We start from the raw sequence: 17930 nt of genomic DNA on the forward strand, positions 1-17930 counted from the left end.
CCTTTGCATCAGAAAACGGGTACGGGTTGCTCCCGTAACGCCGTCAGCAAGGCCGCGGCACTCGCGCCGCGACAATCCACAACTGTTTTGGCCCCGGCGGCAAGCGCCAGCTCGGCAACCCTGGGGCTTGGTACAAACAACGGCAACCGCGCCAACTGCGGCCAGGCATCGCCGGCCAATTGATGCAGGTGCTCAAAACCTTGTCCACTGCTGACCACCAGCCCGTTCAGGCGTTCCGCCTGGATCCGTTGCGGTAGCACTTGCGGTGGGTAAATCGGCATTGCCCGGCGGTACAGCTCCAGATACTCGACACTAGCACCAAGCTCACGCAAACGCTCAGCCAGCAATTCGCGCCCACCCTCCCCGCGCAGGATCAGCACCCGCGCATCGGGTGGTGCGATAGCCTCGCGCAGGCGGGAAAGTTCGAGCAAGGCTTCACTGTCATCGCCTTCTGCCGGGAAGCTCACATCCAATCCGTGAGACTGGAGGATCTGCGCTGTCGCCGCGCCGACGCTGAACCACTTCACAGCGGGCGGCGCTGGCCGAAACCGCTTGAGCAGTTCGACGCCGATCCGGGCGGCCGGCTTGCTGACCACGATGATTGCGCAGAACTTTTCCAGCGTCTGAATCACCTGGCGCATTGTGTCAGTTGCCGCAATGGGCATGATGTCCAAAAGCGGCAGACTGCTGCTGAAAATCCCCTGTCCGGCCAAAAAGCTGCCCAGCGCCGCCGCCTCATCGGCGGGACGCGTCAGCAGCAAGCGCCAGCCGATCACTCGTGACCTGCCTCGCCATAGACCGCTTTGAGAATGGCGTCGGCACCCTGGCTTAGAAGGTCTTCAGCGACACGCACACCCAGTGCCTCGGCATCGCCGCGAGGGGCACGGGCTTGTGCGCTGAGCAGCAGGCCACCGGCGGGATCGCCCACCAGTCCGCGCAACCAGAGCTGTTCACCCTCCAGCACGGCGTAGCAGGCAATCGGTACCTGGCAACCGCCATTGAGGTGCTTGTTGAGGGCACGTTCGGCGGTCACGCGGGTGGCTGTGTCCTGGTGATGCAGGGGCGCCAGCAGCGCATGGATTTCACTGTCGGCGCTGCGGCATTCGATACCCACCGCGCCCTGGCCACCGGCCGGAAGGCTGTCGTCGACACTGATGGCCGACGTGATGCGGTCTTCAAAGCCCAGTCGGATCAGGCCGGCAGCGGCAAGGATAATGGCGTCGTATTCACCGGCATCGAGCTTGGCCAGGCGCGTGTTGACGTTACCGCGCAGGAAGCGGATTTCCAGATCAGGGCGACGGGTCAGTAATTGCGCCTGACGGCGCAGGCTGGAGGTGCCGACGATGCTGCCCTGAGGCAACTCATCCAGGCTGGTGAAAGTGTTGGAAACGAAGGCGTCGCGCGGGTCTTCCCGCTCGCAAATGCAGTACAGGCCGAGACCTTCGGGGAAGTCCATCGGCACGTCCTTCATGGAGTGCACGGCGATGTCGGCTTCATTGTCCAACAGCGCGGTTTCGAGTTCCTTGACGAACAGGCCTTTGCCGCCGATTTTCGACAGCGGTGAGTCAAGCAGCTTGTCACCACGGCTGACCATGGGGACGAGAGTCACCAGCAGGCCCGGGTGAGCCGCTTCAAGGCGGGCTTTGACGTATTCGGCCTGCCACAGGGCGAGTGCGCTTTTGCGGGTGGCGATGCGGATTTCGCGAGAGGACATGGATCAATCCGTACTGAATAGATACGGCGGATAATAACAGCTCAGCCAAATCCACTTTGACTTGTATCAGATACTACTCGGCCTCCCTGGCCCCGGATGTCCGGCAATCGGGTGTGAAATTCGCCTGCGCACAGCTGTTTAGAGCTGTTGCATCATCTTGCGCACGCCAGCCACATGGCGCCTGCTGACGATCAGCGCATCACCATTGAGGCCTTTGAGGAACAGCTGGAAATGCCCCAGGGGTGTGCGTTGCAGTCGCTCAATACGCTCACGGGCGACCAGTGCGTTGCGATGGATACGCACGAAACGGTCTCCGAATTCGTCCTCGAGGGCCTTGAGTGGCTCATCGAGCAGTACTTCACCGCTTTCGTGACGCAAGGTTACGTATTTGTGGTCGGCAATGAAGTACACCACCTGATCCAGCGGAATCAGCTCGATCCCTTTACGGGTTCGGGCGCTGATATGGCTGCGCGGTCCGCTGCCGCTTTCGGCAGCAGGGCGGGTCAGGGCGGCGAGCTGGGCACGATTTGGGCGCTCGGCTCTCTTTAATGCGTCATGTAACTGTTCAGTTCTCACAGGTTTCACCAGATAGCCTACGGCGCTGGCCTGTAAGGCTTCCACGGCAAATTCATCGGGCCCGGCGCAGAACACCACGGCGGGCGGAGTTTCGCGTTCGCATAACCGTGCAGCCACTTGCAGGCCATCGAGGCCGGGCATGCGGATATCAAGCAGCACGATATCCGGTTTGTGGCTGTCGATCAGTGCCAACGCCTCTTCGCCATTCGTGGCACTAGGCTCCAGGACACTGTATCCCTCGAGTTCGCCAACCATTCGGCACAGGCGCTCGCGGGCCAAGGGTTCGTCATCAACGATCAGGACATTCATATTGCGCTGGATTCCTGCGTGAGTCTCGCACAAGGATAGCGTAGACAGGTGAAGTGACGTCCGTCACCGCGATCCACGCTAAGACTAGCCCGAGCGTCAAAAAGTGCCGCTTGTCCGGCGGCTAAATTTTCATCTGCCGGGCGATTGGCGGCCCAGGCCCGCATTGGCGACACATCGCCACAGGGTTTGCTGATATGCAATATGAACACCCCCCCTCTACTTATGGTCAGCTTCTGCACCGAGAAGTGCGCTGATCCTACTGTCCAACTGTAGACGGTTGCCGGGACGTTATTGCTCAATTGAAAAATATCGTTGCGCTAATGTAGGAGCGAGCTTGCTCGCGATGGGCGTTAACGATAACGCGTGCCTCCTGGATAAACGCCTCGACTTCAGGTTCATCGCGAGCAAGCTCGTTCCTACACCAAAAAACGTATCGACCAGTGTCAGCGACAGGGTTGGCAACCCTGTTATTATCCGCGCCAGCGTTCCACGCCTTCTTTCTTCAAGCCGATACGAGCGAATTCATGAGCACTGACAAGACCAATCAGTCCTGGGGCGGCCGCTTCAGTGAACCCGTCGACGCCTTCGTCGCCCGCTTCACCGCCTCCGTCACCTTCGACCAGCGCCTGTATCGCCACGACATCATGGGTTCGATCGCCCACGCCACCATGCTGGCCAAGGTCGGCGTGCTGACCGATGCCGAGCGCGACAGCATCATCGATGGCCTGAAGACCATCCAGGGTGAAATCGAGGCCGGCCAGTTCGACTGGCGCATCGACCTTGAAGACGTCCACATGAACATCGAGGCGCGGCTGACCGACCGCATCGGCGTGACCGGTAAAAAACTGCACACCGGCCGCAGCCGTAACGATCAGGTCGCCACCGATATCCGCCTGTGGCTGCGTGACGAAATCGACCTGATCCTGGCCGAAATCACCCGCCTGCAAAAAGGCTTGCTGGAGCAGGCCGAGCACGAAGCCGCCAGCATCATGCCGGGGTTCACCCACCTGCAGACCGCTCAGCCAGTGACCTTCGGGCACCACATGCTGGCCTGGTTCGAGATGCTCAGCCGCGACTACGAGCGCCTGGTCGACTGCCGCAAGCGTACCAACCGCATGCCACTGGGCAGCGCGGCACTGGCCGGCACCACCTATCCGATCGATCGTGAGTACACCGCCCAACTGCTGGGTTTCGACGCGGTTGGCGGCAATTCGCTGGATAACGTCTCCGATCGCGATTTCGCCATCGAATTCTGCTCGGCCGCCAGCATCGCGATGATGCACCTGTCGCGCTTCTCCGAAGAGCTGGTGCTGTGGACCAGCGCGCAATTCCAGTTCATCGACCTGCCCGACCGCTTCTGCACCGGCAGCTCGATCATGCCGCAAAAGAAAAACCCGGACGTGCCGGAGCTGGTACGCGGCAAGACCGGTCGCGTATTCGGCGCACTGATGGGCCTGCTGACCCTGATGAAAGGCCAGCCCCTGGCCTACAACAAGGACAACCAGGAAGACAAGGAACCGCTGTTCGACGCCGCCGACACCCTGCGCGACTCGCTGCGGGCTTTTGCCGACATGGTGCCGGCGATCAAGCCCAAGCACGCGATGATGCGCGAAGCAGCCCTGCGCGGTTTCTCCACCGCCACCGACCTGGCCGACTACCTGGTGCGTCGCGGCCTGCCATTCCGTGATTGCCACGAAATCGTCGGCCATGCCGTCAAGTACGGCGTGGACAGCGGCAAGGACCTGGCGGAAATGAGCCTGGAAGAACTGCGCAAGTTCAGCGACCAGATCGATCAGGACGTGTTCGCCGTGCTGACCCTCGAAGGCTCGGTCAATGCCCGCAACCACATCGGCGGCACCGCGCCGGCACAGGTGAAGGCTGCTGTGGCTCGCGGTCAGGCGCTGCTCGCCAGCCGTTAAAAGCTTCGCGAGCAGGCTCGCTCCCACAGGGTTTGATGTATGAACCCGATCCAATGTGGGAGCGAGCCTGCTCGCGATGACTGACTTTCAAACGCTACAAAACCTACCTCCTGGCAGCAATCATCGCCATGAACGCCGGCATCGCCGCCTCCTTGTCCGCTGCGACCCGCTTCACATTCGGATTCTGTTCCAGACGCTCCAGCAACGCCTTGGCCTTCGGCATTTCAGCCAACAAATCAATGCCGAACAACTTGTGCGCCACGCCACACGCCAACGGCACGCTGTACAGGAAATACAGATCCGCCACGCTCAAGCTGTCACCCGCCGCGTAAGGGCTGAATTTGCCGTGCCGGCCCAGCGCAGCTATCCCCAGCAACAGTTCCGCCTTGGTTTTTTCCTTGATCGCATCCGGCAGGGTCATGCCGAAAAACGCTTCGGCGTAGCAGGCGCGCGCAGGCAGCTCGATATACAGCTCGATTTCCCTGGCCAGTGCCAGCACCTGCGCGCGCTCGAACGGGTCGCTCGGCAGCAGCGGCGTGCCGTTGTGATTTTGCTCCAGGTACTCAAGGATTATGCTGGTTTCATTGATGAATCCCTGTTCTACGTGCAGCACCGGGACCTTTCCACGCGGGCTAATGGCCAGTGCTTCGGGGGTGGTGCCACCGTAAAACGGCACTTCTTCGAAAGGCAGTCCTTTTTCCAGCAGCGCCAGTTTGACCATGTTGTAGTAGTTACTGACGGAGAATCCATAAAGCTTGATCATCACAAAGCCTCCAGGCCATGCGGGGTGGGCAGTGCCTGTTTATAGAACGCTCGAGGGTTTCTTGCCAGCAGCATCACGCCAATGAATACGGGTAAACTGGCCGCCTTTCCCTGAGGAGCCTGCCATGAGCGAGCCAATCGACATCGAAGACGACGAAGAAGAATTCGCCGAAAATACCTTGATCGAAGCTATCGAAAATCAGATCGAAAGCGACAACCCGCCAGCGGCCAAGGCGACCTTCAACAAGCTGACCCTGGTGGGCTACGAGCGGGAAGAGATCCTCAACCTGATGGCTCACGTTTTGGCGGTAGAAATCGACGCGATCCTCGAAGAAGACCGCGCGTTCAACACCGAATGGTACGAAGCTGCGCTGCGCGCATTGCCCGAGTTGCCGCCGCAAAAGCAGTAAGATCAAAAGATCGCAGCCTGCGGCAGCTCCTGCGTGGATCGCATTCCAGGCAGGAGCTGCCGCAGGCTGCGATCTTTTTTATGTGAGGCAAAAAATCTCTGTCGCCAGCACTGGACATGCCGGACAAGCGGGTTCACCTTAGGGGCGCTGTCGTCCAATTCCTAGAAAGTCTGGAGTCCTTATGTCGCTTACCCCTGAGCTGGTTGCCGAACTGGAAGTCCTCGCACTCTTCAACCTGGACAGTTCCCAGGAAGGCCTGAAAATTCATCAGACCGCTGCCCCGAAACACATTGCCGCCGCCAAACGCCTCTTTGAAAAAGAACTGACCGATCAGCCTGATGGTGGCTACCTCACCAGTCTGGGTCGCGACGCCGCGCAAAATGTGCAAACGATGCTCACCATTCTGAGAGCCGAAGAAACAGCCTGAATTCGCCCGCATCGCCCACGGAAACCCCTGCTGAAAGGATTTCCGCGGGCGCACTTCATTGTCCGCTGTCGCGACGCGATAGAAATCTGCCGCCAGAAATACAAAATCAGCTTAAAAGTCCCGTGATCGAGGCGCTAAACTGCCCCCCACCTGAGACTCCCACGTCCGAGCCCTGCGAGCCGGTTTGAGCTGACATGACGCGCACCCATGAAATCCGCCCTGATCTGGACGAGGGAATCGACCGCAAGGTTCTCAGCCAGCTGCGCGCACGCTTTCTGAAACTCAACGAAGGGCGCATGGCTCGCGCCATGGAAGGCTTGTCGACCCGCCAGCAAGGGGTCCTGACCTTGCTGCCGCTGTTCTTCCACGTTAATCATCCGCTATTGCCCGGCTACGTTTCCGGCAGTACGCCGGCGGGGCTGTCGAATTTCGAACCGGACGCCAATGTCCTCGCAGAAGCCCAGCGCCTGACCCGCTCGTTTTCCTACAAGCCTCGCCACGGCAGCAACCCGCCGAGGCCGATTCACGGGCTGTTCCTGATGGGCAGCCTCGGCACCCTGGCCCAGGCCGACCAGAGCGACATGGATGTTTGGGTCTGTCATGGGCCGGACCTGACCGAGAACGAACTCGCCGAACTGCGCAAAAAATGCCAGTTGCTGGAAGCCTGGGCCGCCAGCCAGGGCGCCGAAGCGCACTTTTTCCTGATCGAACCGACCCGTTTCGTCCGTGGCGAGCGCGATACCCAGCTGAGTTCGGAGGATTGCGGCACCACCCAGCACTACCTGTTGCTGGACGAGTTTTACCGCACCGCAATCTGGCTGGCCGGGCGTACGCCGATCTGGTGGCTGGTGCCGGTCTACGAAGAATCGAGCTACGACCGCTACACCCATACCTTGATTTCCAAGCGCTTTATCCGCGCCGATGAAACCCTCGACCTCGGCAACCTGGCCTTTATCCCCCCCGGCGAATTTATCGGCGCCGGACTCTGGCAGTTGTTCAAGGGCATCGAGTCGCCCTACAAGTCGGTACTCAAGCTGCTGCTGACCGAGGTCTATGCCAGCGAACACCCCAGGGTCCATTGCCTGAGCCTGCGCTTCAAGCAAGCGGTGTTCGCCAACCGGCTCGACCTCGACGAGCTGGACCCGTACGTCGTGGTGTACCGGCGCATCGAGGAATACCTGATCGCCCGCAACGAACCGGAACGGCTGGAACTGGTGCGTCGCGCGCTGTACCTGAAGGTCAATCGCAAACTGACCGGCAGCAGCCGCACCCAGGGCTGGCAACGTTCTTTGCTTGAGCGTCTGGCCCATGAATGGCGCTGGGACCAGCGCCAACTGGCCCTGCTAGATAGCCGCAGTCAGTGGAAAGTCCGCCAGGTCGGCTCCGAGCGGCGGGCGCTGGTCAATGAGCTGAACTACAGCTACCGCTTTCTCACCCAGTTTGCCCGAGAGGAGCAAACGGTCAGCCGCATCAACAAGCGCGACCTGAGTGTCCTCGGGCGTCGGCTATACGCCGCTTTCGAGCGCAAGGCCGGCAAAGTAGAATTCATCAACCCCGGGATCGCCCCGGACCTGGCTGAAGACACCCTGACGCTGGTGCACGCGCCGAACAGGAAAGAACCGGGGCAAAGCCAGTGGGGTGTCTACAACGGCAGCCTGACGGCGCTGGAGTGGGAGCATTTCGCACCGATCAAACGCAGCCGTCACTTGCTCGAGCTGCTGACCTGGTGCCACCGCAATGGCGTAATCGACAGCAGTACCCGCCTGGCCCTGCACCCTGGCACCAGCGACTTGAGCGAGTTCGAGCTGTTCAACTTGCTCGGCAGCCTGCAACAGACTATCGCCCTGCCCTTGCCCACGGTTGCCGAAGAACCTCTGTTGCGCGCCAGCGTGCCGAGTGAAGTGCTGATTCTGGTGAATGTCGGCATCGATCCGCTCAAGCACCATCGCGACCTGAACATCCTGATGACCACTGAGCGCACCGATTCCCTGAGCTACGCCGGGGTTCGGGAAAACCTGGTGCTGACGCTGGACCAGGTCACGCTCAATAGCTGGAACGAAGTGCTGGTGGCTCGCTACGACGGTCCCCACGCCCTGCTCGACTGCATTCGCGATTATCTCAACAACCTGCCCGTCGGGCCGCAACAGCCGAAGCTGAGGGTGCGCTGTTTCTGCCATAACCGCGCGCAGTTCATCGCCCAACGGGTGGAAAACATCCTCGACACCGCGCAGAACCTGCTGCTGAGCCGACTCAATCACCGCTACCTGATCCAGGTCCAGCAGCACTACCACGTGCTGGAGCTGGTGCCGGGACAGGTCCAGCACATCGCACTGGCCACCCTGCCGGCGTTGATCGACTACCTGGGTGAAGAAATGGCGAGCTACAGCCCGCTTCACCTGGACCCAAACGCACTGGAAGAGCACGACCTTGCGCTGTTCCTGCCAACGGGCCAGCCGAACTGCATCCAAGTGTTCTATCGGGTCAACGAAGATCAGGCCGATCTGTACGTGCTCGATGAGCTCAATGCCCTGTGGCAGCAACGCCTGCCCTGGCACGACGAGCAAAGTTTGCTGGTGCCGCTGCAACGTTTCCTGCAATCGATCCAGTACCGTCGCGATGCCCTGTTGCCGATGGACGCTGCCCACCCCTTGAACCTCGACACCCTGTATTGCCTGCTGTTGCCGTCAGGCCCTGGCCGGGCGCGCCGCATTGAAGCCCGGCCGGTGCCGCAGACGCCAGCGAACAAACCGTTTTACGACGTGCAGGCAATCATCGGCAAAGCCGCACCGGGTCAGGTGCAGGTGACGTTGTATTGCAATCAACGGGAGTTTTTCGAACTGGAGCATGGCGACCAGCTGTTCAGCGTGGTCGCCCGGGAAATCGTCGGGCAGCGCCGGGAAACCGAACGCTACCGCTGCTACATCACCGACCTCGACCTGTCAGGCCTGCTCGGCGAAGGGCAGAGTTCCACCCATCTGTACCTGCGCTACAAAGCAGACCTGGAGCAGGCATTGAACGAGGCGCTCGATCAGGTCTGAGGGGATGTCACTCCGGGAACGCGCCGCCATTGGCCGGCTGCGATTCGACTTCCAGCAGCGTCAGCTTCAGGGTCTTGCCGCCTGGAGCCGGCCAATCGATATGCTGGCCAACCTTCAGGCCGAGCAGCGCGCTGCCCACCGGCGCCAGGATCGAGACCTTGCCTTCGTCGGCATTCGCATCCTTGGGGTACACCAGGGTCAGGTGGTAGTCCTTGCCACTGCCTTCTTCCCGGCAATGCACACGGGAATTCATGGTCACGACATCCGCCGGCACTTCATCGTGGCCGACCACGGTATCGGCGCGATCCAGTTCGGTTTGCAACGCAATAACGCCCGGCAGCGTGTCGTCCAGGCTGTCGATCAGACGCTCCAGACGCTGGACGTCCAGACGGGTAAGGGTGATGGAAGGTGCGGTCATGATCTGGGCAGACTCCTTTCTTCTGCACGAAAAAAGCAAAACCCCGCCAGAAAAAGGCGGGGTTTTCACAAGCCTCGATGGGTTGAGGCGTATCTGGACACTATCACAGCTCAAAAAATATACAAGCTGGGGCCGGACGCCAGCACCGCCCCCCCCTGTAGGAGCTGCCGAAGGCTGCGATCTTTTGATCTGGATTTTTTGCGGCTCAGAAGGTGCTGAAGACGCTGAAGATCAAAAGATCGCAGCCTCGCTTCGCTCGACAACTCCTACAGGGAGGTGGCTTTGCGCTCAGAGGCCTGCGCGCAAATCACCCGTCGGCGCTCGTCATCAGCCGAGCGCCATTCGCGGATGTCTTCGACATGGCGGAAGCAGCCCAGGCAGACTTTCTGCTCGTCCAGCCGACACACACCGCTGCACGGCGACGGCACCGCCGGGCTGACATTGCTGTAGAGCGGCTTCGGTGGGCGGACAGACGCAGGCTGGGTCACGATCTCACAGGCCTTCGAAATCGAGCTCGACACCGGCCTGCTGCTGGACGATACGCTCGAGCATTTCACCCAACTGCTCTTCACTCTTGTCGCACATCCAGCGCTCGCTTTCTTCGTCGTAGTCGAAGTGGAAACCACCGGACACCGCCGCCAGCCACAGCTGACGTAGCGGCTCCTGGCGACTGAAGATCAACTGGCTGCCGTTCTCGAACTTGACGGTCAGCACACCGGCCGAGCTTTCGAGGTCGATATCCAGGTCGCTGTCGTCAAAGATGTCCTCCAGGGTTTGCTGGGTGGCATCGACCAGGTCGTGGAAACGCGCTTCGGACAAACTCATTACGGCAACCTCAAAAAGTGTCTGATCAGGCTCAAGCGCCGCAAGATACGGCCGAGCCCTGCTGAATGCAAAGAATAACGACCTGTGGGAGCGAGCCTGCTCGCGAATGGCAGGTACATTCAACCTATTCGTTGGCTGACACACCGCTTTCGCGAGCAGGCTCGCTCCCACAGGGATTGCACGTTACCGACCTGCACCCGCCCAACCCCCGCCGGACGGGCGGTCCGTTGCATAGGCAAGCTGCCGGGTGGCCGGTATACTCCGGCGCAATTAATGCATTTTCAAGGATTTCGCCATGAAGCGCCTGATCTCTTCCCTTGCTGCGCTCCTCGCGGTTGCCTGCCTTGTGTCGGCCTGCGGTCAAAAAGGCCCGCTGTACCTGCCCGATGAAGACCAGGACCCTGTCGAGCAAGCCAAGTCGTCGCAGCAGCAGCCTGCCTCCAAAGCACACAAGCACGACGTCTACCAATAATAAGGGAACCTCATGGACGCTTTTAACTACCGTGACGGTGAACTGTTCGCGGAAGGTGTTGCCCTGTCTGCCATCGCCGAGCGCTTTGGTACGCCGACCTACGTTTACTCCCGTGCACACATCGAAGCCCAGTACCTGGCTTATGCCGATGCGCTGGCTGGCACGCCGCACCTGGTGTGTTTCGCAGTCAAGGCCAACTCCAACCTGGGCGTCCTGAATGTCCTGGCGCGTCTGGGCGCCGGCTTCGACATCGTTTCCCGTGGTGAACTGGAGCGTGTACTAGCCGCTGGCGGCAGCGCCGACAAGATCGTGTTCTCCGGCGTCGGCAAGACCCGTGACGACATGCGTCGCGCCCTGGAAGTCGGCGTGCACTGCTTCAACGTCGAATCCACCGACGAGCTCGAACGCTTGCAAGTGGTCGCTGCCGAACTGGGCGTTCGCGCGCCGATTTCGTTGCGTGTTAACCCGGACGTCGATGCCGGCACCCACCCGTACATTTCCACCGGTCTGAAAGAGAACAAGTTCGGCATCGCCATCGCCGACGCCGAAGACGTGTACGTGCGTGCCGCGCAGTTGCCGAACCTGGAAGTGGTCGGCGTCGATTGCCACATCGGCTCGCAACTGACCACCCTGCCGCCGTTCATCGACGCTCTCGACCGCCTGCTGGGCCTGGTCGACCGCCTCGGCGATTGCGGCATCTACCTGCGCCATATCGATCTCGGTGGTGGCCTGGGCGTGCGCTACAAGGACGAGGAGCCGCCACTGGCTGCCGACTACATCAAGGCCGTGCGTGAACGCCTCGATGGTCGCGACCTGGCGCTGGTGTTCGAGCCGGGCCGTTTCATCGTTGCCAACGCCGGTGTATTGCTGACCCAGGTCGAATACCTCAAGCACACCGAGCACAAAGACTTCGCCATCGTCGACGCCGCCATGAACGACCTGATCCGCCCGGCGCTGTACCAGGCCTGGATGGACGTCACGGCCGTGCGCCCGCGTCAATCGGCGGCCCGCGCCTACGACATCGTCGGCCCGATCTGCGAGACCGGCGACTTCCTGGCCAAGGATCGTCAGCTGGCCCTGGAAGAAGGCGACCTGCTGGCCGTGCATTCGGCCGGTGCCTACGGGTTTGTCATGAGTTCCAACTACAACACCCGCGGCCGTACCGCTGAAGTGTTGGTGGACGGTGATCAGGCATTTGAAGTGCGTCGCCGTGAAACGGTAGCCGAGTTGTTTGCTGGCGAAAGCCTGCTGCCGGAGTAAAACCATGCTGCTGCGTTTTACCAAGATGCACGGCCTGGGCAATGACTTCATGGTCCTCGACCTGGTCAGCCAGCACGCGCACATCCTGCCCAAGCATGCCAAGCAATGGGGCGACCGGCACACCGGCATCGGTTTCGACCAGTTGCTGATCGTTGAGGCACCGAGCAATCCGGACGTGGATTTCCGCTATCGGATCTTCAACGCCGACGGTTCCGAAGTGGAACAGTGCGGCAACGGTGCACGCTGCTTCGCCCGTTTCGTGCTCGACAAACGCCTGACCGCAAAACGGCTGATTCGGGTCGAGACCAAAAGCGGCATCATCGAACTGGACGTGCGTAACGACGGCCAGATCAGCGTGAACATGGGCGCCCCACGCCTGGTGCCGGCTGATATTCCGTTCCAGGCACCGGAGCAGGCCAAGAGTTATCAGGTCGACGTCGACGGCACCCCGGTCGATCTGGCCGCCGTGTCCATGGGCAACCCCCATGCCGTGCTGCGGGTCAGCGATATCAACAACGCGCCGGTGCATGAGCTGGGGCCGAAAATCGAACATCACCCGCGCTTCCCGGCACGGGTCAATGTCGGTTTTCTCCAGGTCATCGACCGGAGCCGCGCGCAGTTGCGCGTCTGGGAACGCGGAGCCGGGGAAACCCAGGCTTGCGGAACCGGCGCCTGTGCCGCCGCAGTGGCCGCGATCAGCCAGGGGTGGATGGATTCGCCGCTATTGATCGACCTGCCTGGCGGGCGCTTGTCCATCGAATGGGCGGGCCCTGGCCAGCCGGTGATGATGACCGGACCGGCAGTGCGCGTATACGAAGGACAAGTGCGTCTTTGAGTGAGCGAAACCTATGACAGACAAGCCTAAGGTACCCGCACGACAAGCTGACGAATCACCGTCCGAAAGCCTGGAGGCGGCGGCTGTTGCCGCGTACCTGGAGGCTCATCCGGACTTCTTCGTCGAGCACGAAGAACTGCTCCCGTCCCTGCGTATTCCCCATCGACGCGGCGATACCGTGTCGCTGGTGGAGCGTCAGATGACCATTCTGCGCGACCGCAACATTGAACTGCGTCATCGCCTGTCGCATTTAATGGACGTGGCCCGGGACAATGACCGGCTGTTCGAAAAGACCCGTCGCCTGATCCTCGCGCTGATGGACGCCGCCAGCCTGGAAGACGTGGTGATGTGCGTCGAAGACAGCCTGCGCCAGGAATTCCAGGTGCCCTTCGTCAGCCTCATCCTGCTCGGCGACAACGCCATGCCGGTGGGCCGCTGGGCTACTCACGCCGAAGCGCAAGTGGCCATCGGCGGTTTGCTCTCGGAAGACAAAAGCGTCAGCGGCAGCCTGCGCGAGCATGAGCTGGACTTCCTGTTCGGCGAAGAACAGCGCAAGCAGATCGGCTCCACCGCGGTCGTCGCCATCAGCCACCAGGGCATCCACGGCATCCTGGCCATCGCCAGCCGTGATCCGCAGCACTACAAAAGCTCGGTGGGCACCTTGTTCCTGAGCTACATCGCTGAAGTCATGGGTCGCGTGCTGCCACGGGTCAACAATCCCCTGCGCTCGGTACGCTGAACATGGAACGACAACTGGACGCTTACTGCGAACACCTGCGCAGTGAGCGGCAGGTGTCGCCGCACACGCTGTCGGCCTACCGCCGCGACCTCGATAAAGTGCTGGGCTGGTGCGTCAAACAGAACATCGGCAGTTGGGCGGCACTGGACATCCAGCGCCTGCGCAGCCTGATTGCCCGCCTGCACGCCCAAGGGCAATCGTCCCGCAGCCTGGCGCGATTGCTGTCGGCCGTTCGCGGGCTCTATCACTACCTCAATCGCGAAGGCCTGTGCGACCACGATCCGGCCAATGGCCTGGCGCCGCCGAAAGGTGAACGCCGCCTGCCGAAAACCCTCGACACCGATCGTGCCCTGCAACTGCTTGAAGGCGGAGTTGAAGATGACTTTCTGGCACGTCGGGACCAGGCGATTCTGGAGTTGTTCTACTCTTCCGGGCTGCGGCTGTCGGAGCTGACAGGGCTCAATCTCGATCAACTCGACCTCGCCGACGGCATGGTCCAGGTGCTCGGCAAAGGCAGCAAGACCCGCCTGCTGCCGGTGGGGAAAAAAGCCCGCGAAGCACTGGAGCAGTGGCTGCCACTGCGGGCCATGGCCAACCCGGCGGACGATGCGGTGTTCGTCAGCCAACAGGGTCGACGTCTCGGCCCCCGAGCGATCCAGGTGCGGGTCAAGGCTGCCGGCGAGCGCGAACTGGGGCAGAACCTGCATCCGCACATGCTGCGGCACTCCTTCGCCAGCCATTTGCTGGAATCCTCCCAGGACCTGCGCGCGGTGCAGGAACTGCTCGGGCACTCGGACATCAAGACCACGCAGATCTACACCCACCTGGACTTCCAGCACCTGGCCACGGTCTACGACAGCGCCCACCCAAGGGCCAAACGCATTAAGGGCGACGATTCATGAGCATTCAGTTGATCACCTTCGACCTCGACGACACCCTGTGGGACACCGCACCCGTCATCGTCAGCGCCGAAGCCATATTGCGTGCATGGCTGACCGAACATGCGCCCAACCTGGGGGCGGTGCCGGTGGAACATTTGTGGGCCATACGCGAACGCATCCTGAGCATCGAGCCGAACCTCAAGCACCGCATCAGCGCCTTGCGCCGGCGCGTGTTGTTCCAGGCCCTGGAAGAAGCCGGATATCCCCACGCTGAAGCGTCGGACCTGGCCGATCAGAGCTTCGAAGTGTTCCTGCATGCCCGGCATCAGCTGGAAATATTTCCGGAGGTCCAACCGACCCTGGAGTTGCTGGCCAACCATTACGCCCTCGGCGTGGTCACCAATGGCAACGCCGATGTGCGTCGGCTGGGGCTGGCGGACTACTTCAAGTTTGCGTTGTGTGCCGAAGACATCGGCATCGCCAAACCTGATGCGCGGCTGTTCCATGAAGCCTTGCAACGCGGCGGCGCGACGGCTGATACGGCGGTGCATATTGGCGATCATCCGGGCGATGACATTGCCGGTGCGCAACAAGCGGGGATGCGGGCGATCTGGTTCAACCCGGCGGGCAAGGTCTGGGAGGCGGAACGGTTGCCTGATGCCGAAATTTGCAGCCTGACCGAATTGCCGGCGTTGTTGGCGCGGTGGAACAAGGCTTCGGCCTGACACAATACCTGTGGGAGCGAGCTTGCTCGCGATGAGGGCTTAACATTCAAAATAAATGTTGCCTGACACTCCGCCATCGCGAGCAAGCTCGCTCCCACAGGGATCACCACAGGTTTCATATTTTTTGTTCCGGGCATGAAAAAGCCCGCAGCGACGGCGGGCTTTTTCAGCAAGCGGGTAGCAGGCTCAGATAGGCCGGCTGCCGTACTTGTTATCCGGCTTCTTGGGAGGATCGGCGACCACATTGGCCTCCACTTCCTGCACCTTGCCACCACGCGCAAGGAACTCTTCCATGGCCTTGGCCAGGGCATCGCGTTCCTTGTTCTTGGCTTCGACACTCGGCAGCTCATCGACCGATACCGCTGCCTTGGCCTTGCCTTTGGCGGTCGGAACCGGCGCATCACCGCCGTCGTCTTCAGCGACGTCTTCCGCCGCTGCTTCCAGACCTTCTTCGGTTTCGTCGTCGTCGCCTACTTCGAGGTCGTCGTTTTCCAGATCATCGTCGCTCATGTTCTACCTCATGACTTGCGAAAAGCAGATTAGTTATAGCCCAGCTTTGCCCTCTGTCGAAGGCTGCCGGAAAAAAATCAACAGCCGCTGCTGACCAGCGGTTATGCCTCTTCACCGTGCACGGTGGCGAGGACTTTACGGGCACCGCCATGATCGCGGTGCTCGCCCAGGTAAACGCCTTGCCAGGTTCCCAACGCCAGCCGGCCTGCCGAAATCGGCAAACAGAGCTGACAGCCAAGCACGCTGGCCTTGAAGTGCGCCGGGAGGTCGTCCTGGCCTTCGTCGTTATGCTCATAGCCGTCTGCTCCTTGTGGGATCAGACGATTGAAAAACCGTTCGAAGTCGCGACGTACCGCCGGATCGGCGTTCTCGTTGATGGTCAACGACGCCGAGGTATGCTGTAGCCACAAATGCAACAGACCGACCCGACACGCCTTGAGTTCAGGCAGGCCGGCGAGTAACTCGTCCGTTACCAGGTGAAAGCCCCGGGGCCTCGCCCGCAAGGTAATCAGAGTCTGTTGCCACATACAGTTCTCCGCACGTTCGGGGCGCATTCTAGCGCGCTCTGGGAAAAAACAAAGGCCCTAATATTCCTTCAATCATGTAAGCCTTCGACCGCACAAAAACACCCGACGCAAAGATCCTAAAACCTGTAGGAAAAAACCTTTCAGCTCACCCTTCAATGACAAATTTCAGACAAAAAAAATGCCCGGCAAGCCGGGCAAGTTTTTTATGCGCGTGCTTACAAGTTGTAGCCGCGTTCGTTGTGAAGCGCCAGATCGATGCCGACCGCCTCTTCTTCTTCATTGATGCGCAGACCCATGACCGCATCCAGCACCTTGAGGATGATGTACGTGGCGATCGCGGTGTAGATCACCGTGAAACCTACGCCTTTGCACTGAATCCACACTTGTGCGGCGATGTCGGTCACGGTGCCGAAGCCACCCAGGGACGGCGCGGCGAACACACCGGTCAGGATTGCACCGAGGATACCGCCGATACCGTGTACGCCGAAGGCATCCAGGGAGTCGTCATAGCCGAGCTTGCGTTTCAGGGTGGTGGCGCAGAAGAAGCACACCACGCCAGCCGCCAGACCGATGACCAGCGCGCCCATCGGGCCAACGGTGCCGGCAGCCGGAGTAATTGCCACCAGGCCAGCAACCACGCCCGAAGCGATGCCCAGTGCGCTAGGTTTGCCATGGGTGACCCACTCGGCAAACATCCAGCCCAGCGCAGCAGCGGCAGTCGCGATTTGTGTCACCAGCATCGCCATACCGGCGGTGCCGTTGGCCGCAGCGGCGGAACCGGCGTTGAAACCGAACCAGCCGACCCACAGCATGGCCGCGCCCATCAGGGTATAACCGAGGTTGTGCGGTGCCATCGGCGTGGTCGGGAAGCCTTTACGCTTGCCCAGCACCAGGCAGGCAATCAGACCGGCCACACCGGCGTTGATGTGCACCACGGTGCCGCCGGCGAAGTCCAGAACGCCCCAGTCCCACATCAGGCCGCCGTTACCGGACCAGACCATGTGCGCAATCGGCGCGTAAACCAGGGTGAACCAGATGCCCATGAAGACCAGCATCGCGGAGAACTTCATCCGCTCGGCGAAGGCACCGACGATCAGCGCCGGCGTGATGATGGCGAAGGTCATCTGGAAGGTGATGAACACCGCTTCAGGGAACAGCGCCGCAGGACCGGTCAGGCTGGCTGGCGTGACACCGGCAAGGAATGCCTTGCCCATGCCGCCGAAGAACGAGTTGAAGTTGACGACGCCCTGCTCCATGCCGGTGGTGTCGAACGCGATGCTGTAGCCATAGATGACCCACAGGATGCTGATCAGACCGGTAATGGCGAAGCATTGCATCATCACGGAAAGAATGTTTTTCGACCGGACCATGCCGCCGTAGAACAGCGCGAGGCCGGGAATGGTCATGAACAGCACCAAGGCTGTAGAGGTCAACATCCAGGCGGTGTCGCCGGAGTTGAGGACCGGGGCCGCCACTTCGTCTGCCGCCAAAGCAAGGCTGGGCATTACGATAGACAACAGGGCTCCTAGCCCTGCGAATTTACGCAGAGTCATATTGTTTTCTCCTGGGGCGTTGGGTTTGTG

General features: G+C 60.9%; 20 protein-coding genes and 1 pseudogene. 10 read left to right on the forward strand and 11 right to left on the reverse strand.

Annotated features, from left to right (window positions below):
* Positions 1–8: 8 nt before the first annotated feature.
* The 4 genes and pseudogenes from CD175_RS20485 to CD175_RS32150 form a co-directional block, all read right to left on the reverse strand.
* A complete protein-coding gene (locus tag CD175_RS20485) occupies positions 9–776 on the reverse strand; it encodes a uroporphyrinogen-III synthase (RefSeq protein WP_104450253.1) in 768 nt (255 codons plus the stop codon).
* Complete coding sequence (hemC, locus tag CD175_RS20490; RefSeq protein ID WP_104450254.1) at positions 773–1714, reverse strand: hydroxymethylbilane synthase; 942 nt, start codon at positions 1712–1714, stop codon at positions 773–775. Before hemC ends, CD175_RS20485 begins: the two co-directional genes overlap by 4 nt.
* Positions 1715–1852: 138 nt before the next feature.
* Positions 1853–2599 carry a LytR/AlgR family response regulator transcription factor gene (locus CD175_RS20495; RefSeq protein WP_102699667.1) on the reverse strand — a complete coding sequence of 249 codons (747 nt, stop codon included), beginning with the start codon at positions 2597–2599 and terminating at the stop codon, positions 1853–1855.
* Positions 2596–2718: pseudogene (locus CD175_RS32150) on the reverse strand (sensor histidine kinase); the annotation flags it as partial. The pseudogene CD175_RS32150 and the gene CD175_RS20495, both read right to left, overlap by 4 nt.
* Positions 2719–3123: 405 nt before the next feature.
* On the opposite strand from CD175_RS32150, the gene argH reads away from it, so the two are divergent.
* Entirely contained in the window at positions 3124–4518 is a 1395-nt protein-coding gene (gene argH / locus CD175_RS20505) for an argininosuccinate lyase (RefSeq protein ID WP_104450256.1), read from the forward strand.
* Between the two features lie 103 nt (positions 4519–4621).
* On the opposite strand, the gene CD175_RS20510 is transcribed toward argH, so the two are convergent.
* Positions 4622–5281: a glutathione S-transferase family protein gene (locus CD175_RS20510; RefSeq protein WP_104450257.1), complete on the reverse strand. Its 660-nt coding sequence runs from the start codon at positions 5279–5281 to the stop codon at positions 4622–4624.
* Positions 5282–5405: 124 nt separating this feature from the next.
* On the opposite strand from CD175_RS20510, the gene CD175_RS20515 reads away from it, so the two are divergent.
* The 3 genes from CD175_RS20515 (at position 5406) to CD175_RS20525 (ending at position 9155) form a co-directional block, all read left to right on the forward strand.
* Positions 5406–5690 (forward strand): hypothetical protein, encoded by a 285-nt coding sequence (locus CD175_RS20515; RefSeq protein WP_007978820.1) that lies wholly within the window; start codon positions 5406–5408, stop codon positions 5688–5690.
* Between the two features lie 181 nt (positions 5691–5871).
* Positions 5872–6117, forward strand: a complete 246-nt coding sequence (locus tag CD175_RS20520; protein ID WP_104450258.1) for a TIGR02647 family protein — start codon at positions 5872–5874, stop codon at positions 6115–6117.
* A 194-nt stretch (positions 6118–6311) separates the two neighbouring features.
* Positions 6312–9155 carry a class I adenylate cyclase gene (locus CD175_RS20525; protein WP_104450259.1) on the forward strand — a complete coding sequence of 948 codons (2844 nt, stop codon included), beginning with the start codon at positions 6312–6314 and terminating at the stop codon, positions 9153–9155.
* Between the two features lie 7 nt (positions 9156–9162).
* Here the strand turns inward: CD175_RS20525 and rnk are convergent, their stop codons facing one another.
* From rnk to cyaY, 3 genes are all read right to left on the reverse strand, one after another.
* The gene (gene rnk / locus CD175_RS20530; protein WP_007980800.1) at positions 9163–9573 is read right to left on the reverse strand and encodes a nucleoside diphosphate kinase regulator; all 411 of its coding nucleotides are present in this window, start codon (positions 9571–9573) and stop codon (positions 9163–9165) included.
* 266 nt (positions 9574–9839) lie between these two features.
* Entirely contained in the window at positions 9840–10061 is a 222-nt protein-coding gene (locus CD175_RS20535) for a DUF1289 domain-containing protein (RefSeq protein WP_104450260.1), read from the reverse strand.
* A gap of 4 nt (positions 10062–10065) precedes the next feature.
* Complete coding sequence (gene cyaY / locus CD175_RS20540) at positions 10066–10398, reverse strand: iron donor protein CyaY (protein ID WP_007980802.1); 333 nt, start codon at positions 10396–10398, stop codon at positions 10066–10068.
* Positions 10399–10693: 295 nt separating this feature from the next.
* Here cyaY and lptM point away from each other — a divergent pair, with 295 nt between their 5' ends.
* Genes lptM through CD175_RS20570 form a run of 6 tightly spaced genes read left to right on the forward strand, consistent with a single transcriptional unit; the run spans position 10694 to position 15310 of the window.
* Entirely contained in the window at positions 10694–10870 is a 177-nt protein-coding gene (lptM, locus tag CD175_RS20545) for an LPS translocon maturation chaperone LptM (protein WP_007980804.1), read from the forward strand.
* 12 nt (positions 10871–10882) lie between these two features.
* Positions 10883–12130 (forward strand): diaminopimelate decarboxylase, encoded by a 1248-nt coding sequence (gene lysA, locus CD175_RS20550; protein WP_007980806.1) that lies wholly within the window; start codon positions 10883–10885, stop codon positions 12128–12130.
* Between the two features lie 4 nt (positions 12131–12134).
* Positions 12135–12965: a diaminopimelate epimerase gene (gene dapF / locus CD175_RS20555; protein WP_095964313.1), complete on the forward strand. Its 831-nt coding sequence runs from the start codon at positions 12135–12137 to the stop codon at positions 12963–12965.
* A gap of 13 nt (positions 12966–12978) precedes the next feature.
* On the forward strand, positions 12979–13704 hold the full coding sequence (locus CD175_RS20560; protein WP_104450261.1) for a DUF484 family protein: 726 nt from the start codon (positions 12979–12981) through the stop codon (positions 13702–13704).
* Between the two features lie 2 nt (positions 13705–13706).
* A complete protein-coding gene (xerC, locus tag CD175_RS20565) occupies positions 13707–14606 on the forward strand; it encodes a tyrosine recombinase XerC (RefSeq protein WP_015097341.1) in 900 nt (299 codons plus the stop codon).
* Positions 14603–15310, forward strand: coding sequence for an HAD family hydrolase (locus tag CD175_RS20570; protein WP_102699674.1), 708 nt, complete (start codon positions 14603–14605; stop codon positions 15308–15310). Before xerC ends, CD175_RS20570 begins: the two co-directional genes overlap by 4 nt.
* Before the next feature lie 186 nt (positions 15311–15496).
* On the opposite strand, the gene sutA is transcribed toward CD175_RS20570, so the two are convergent.
* The 3 genes from sutA to CD175_RS20585 form a co-directional block, all read right to left on the reverse strand.
* Positions 15497–15820, reverse strand: coding sequence for a dormancy-specific transcriptional regulator SutA (gene sutA, locus CD175_RS20575; protein ID WP_007980816.1), 324 nt, complete (start codon positions 15818–15820; stop codon positions 15497–15499).
* A 101-nt stretch (positions 15821–15921) separates the two neighbouring features.
* Positions 15922–16347: a secondary thiamine-phosphate synthase enzyme YjbQ gene (locus CD175_RS20580; protein WP_015097344.1), complete on the reverse strand. Its 426-nt coding sequence runs from the start codon at positions 16345–16347 to the stop codon at positions 15922–15924.
* Positions 16348–16562: 215 nt separating this feature from the next.
* Positions 16563–17900: an ammonium transporter gene (locus CD175_RS20585; protein WP_104450262.1), complete on the reverse strand. Its 1338-nt coding sequence runs from the start codon at positions 17898–17900 to the stop codon at positions 16563–16565.
* Positions 17901–17930 lie beyond the last annotated feature (30 nt).

Source organism: Pseudomonas laurylsulfatiphila (assembly GCF_002934665.1).
In the GTDB taxonomy this organism is placed as follows: Bacteria; Pseudomonadota; Gammaproteobacteria; order Pseudomonadales; family Pseudomonadaceae; genus Aquipseudomonas; species Aquipseudomonas laurylsulfatiphila.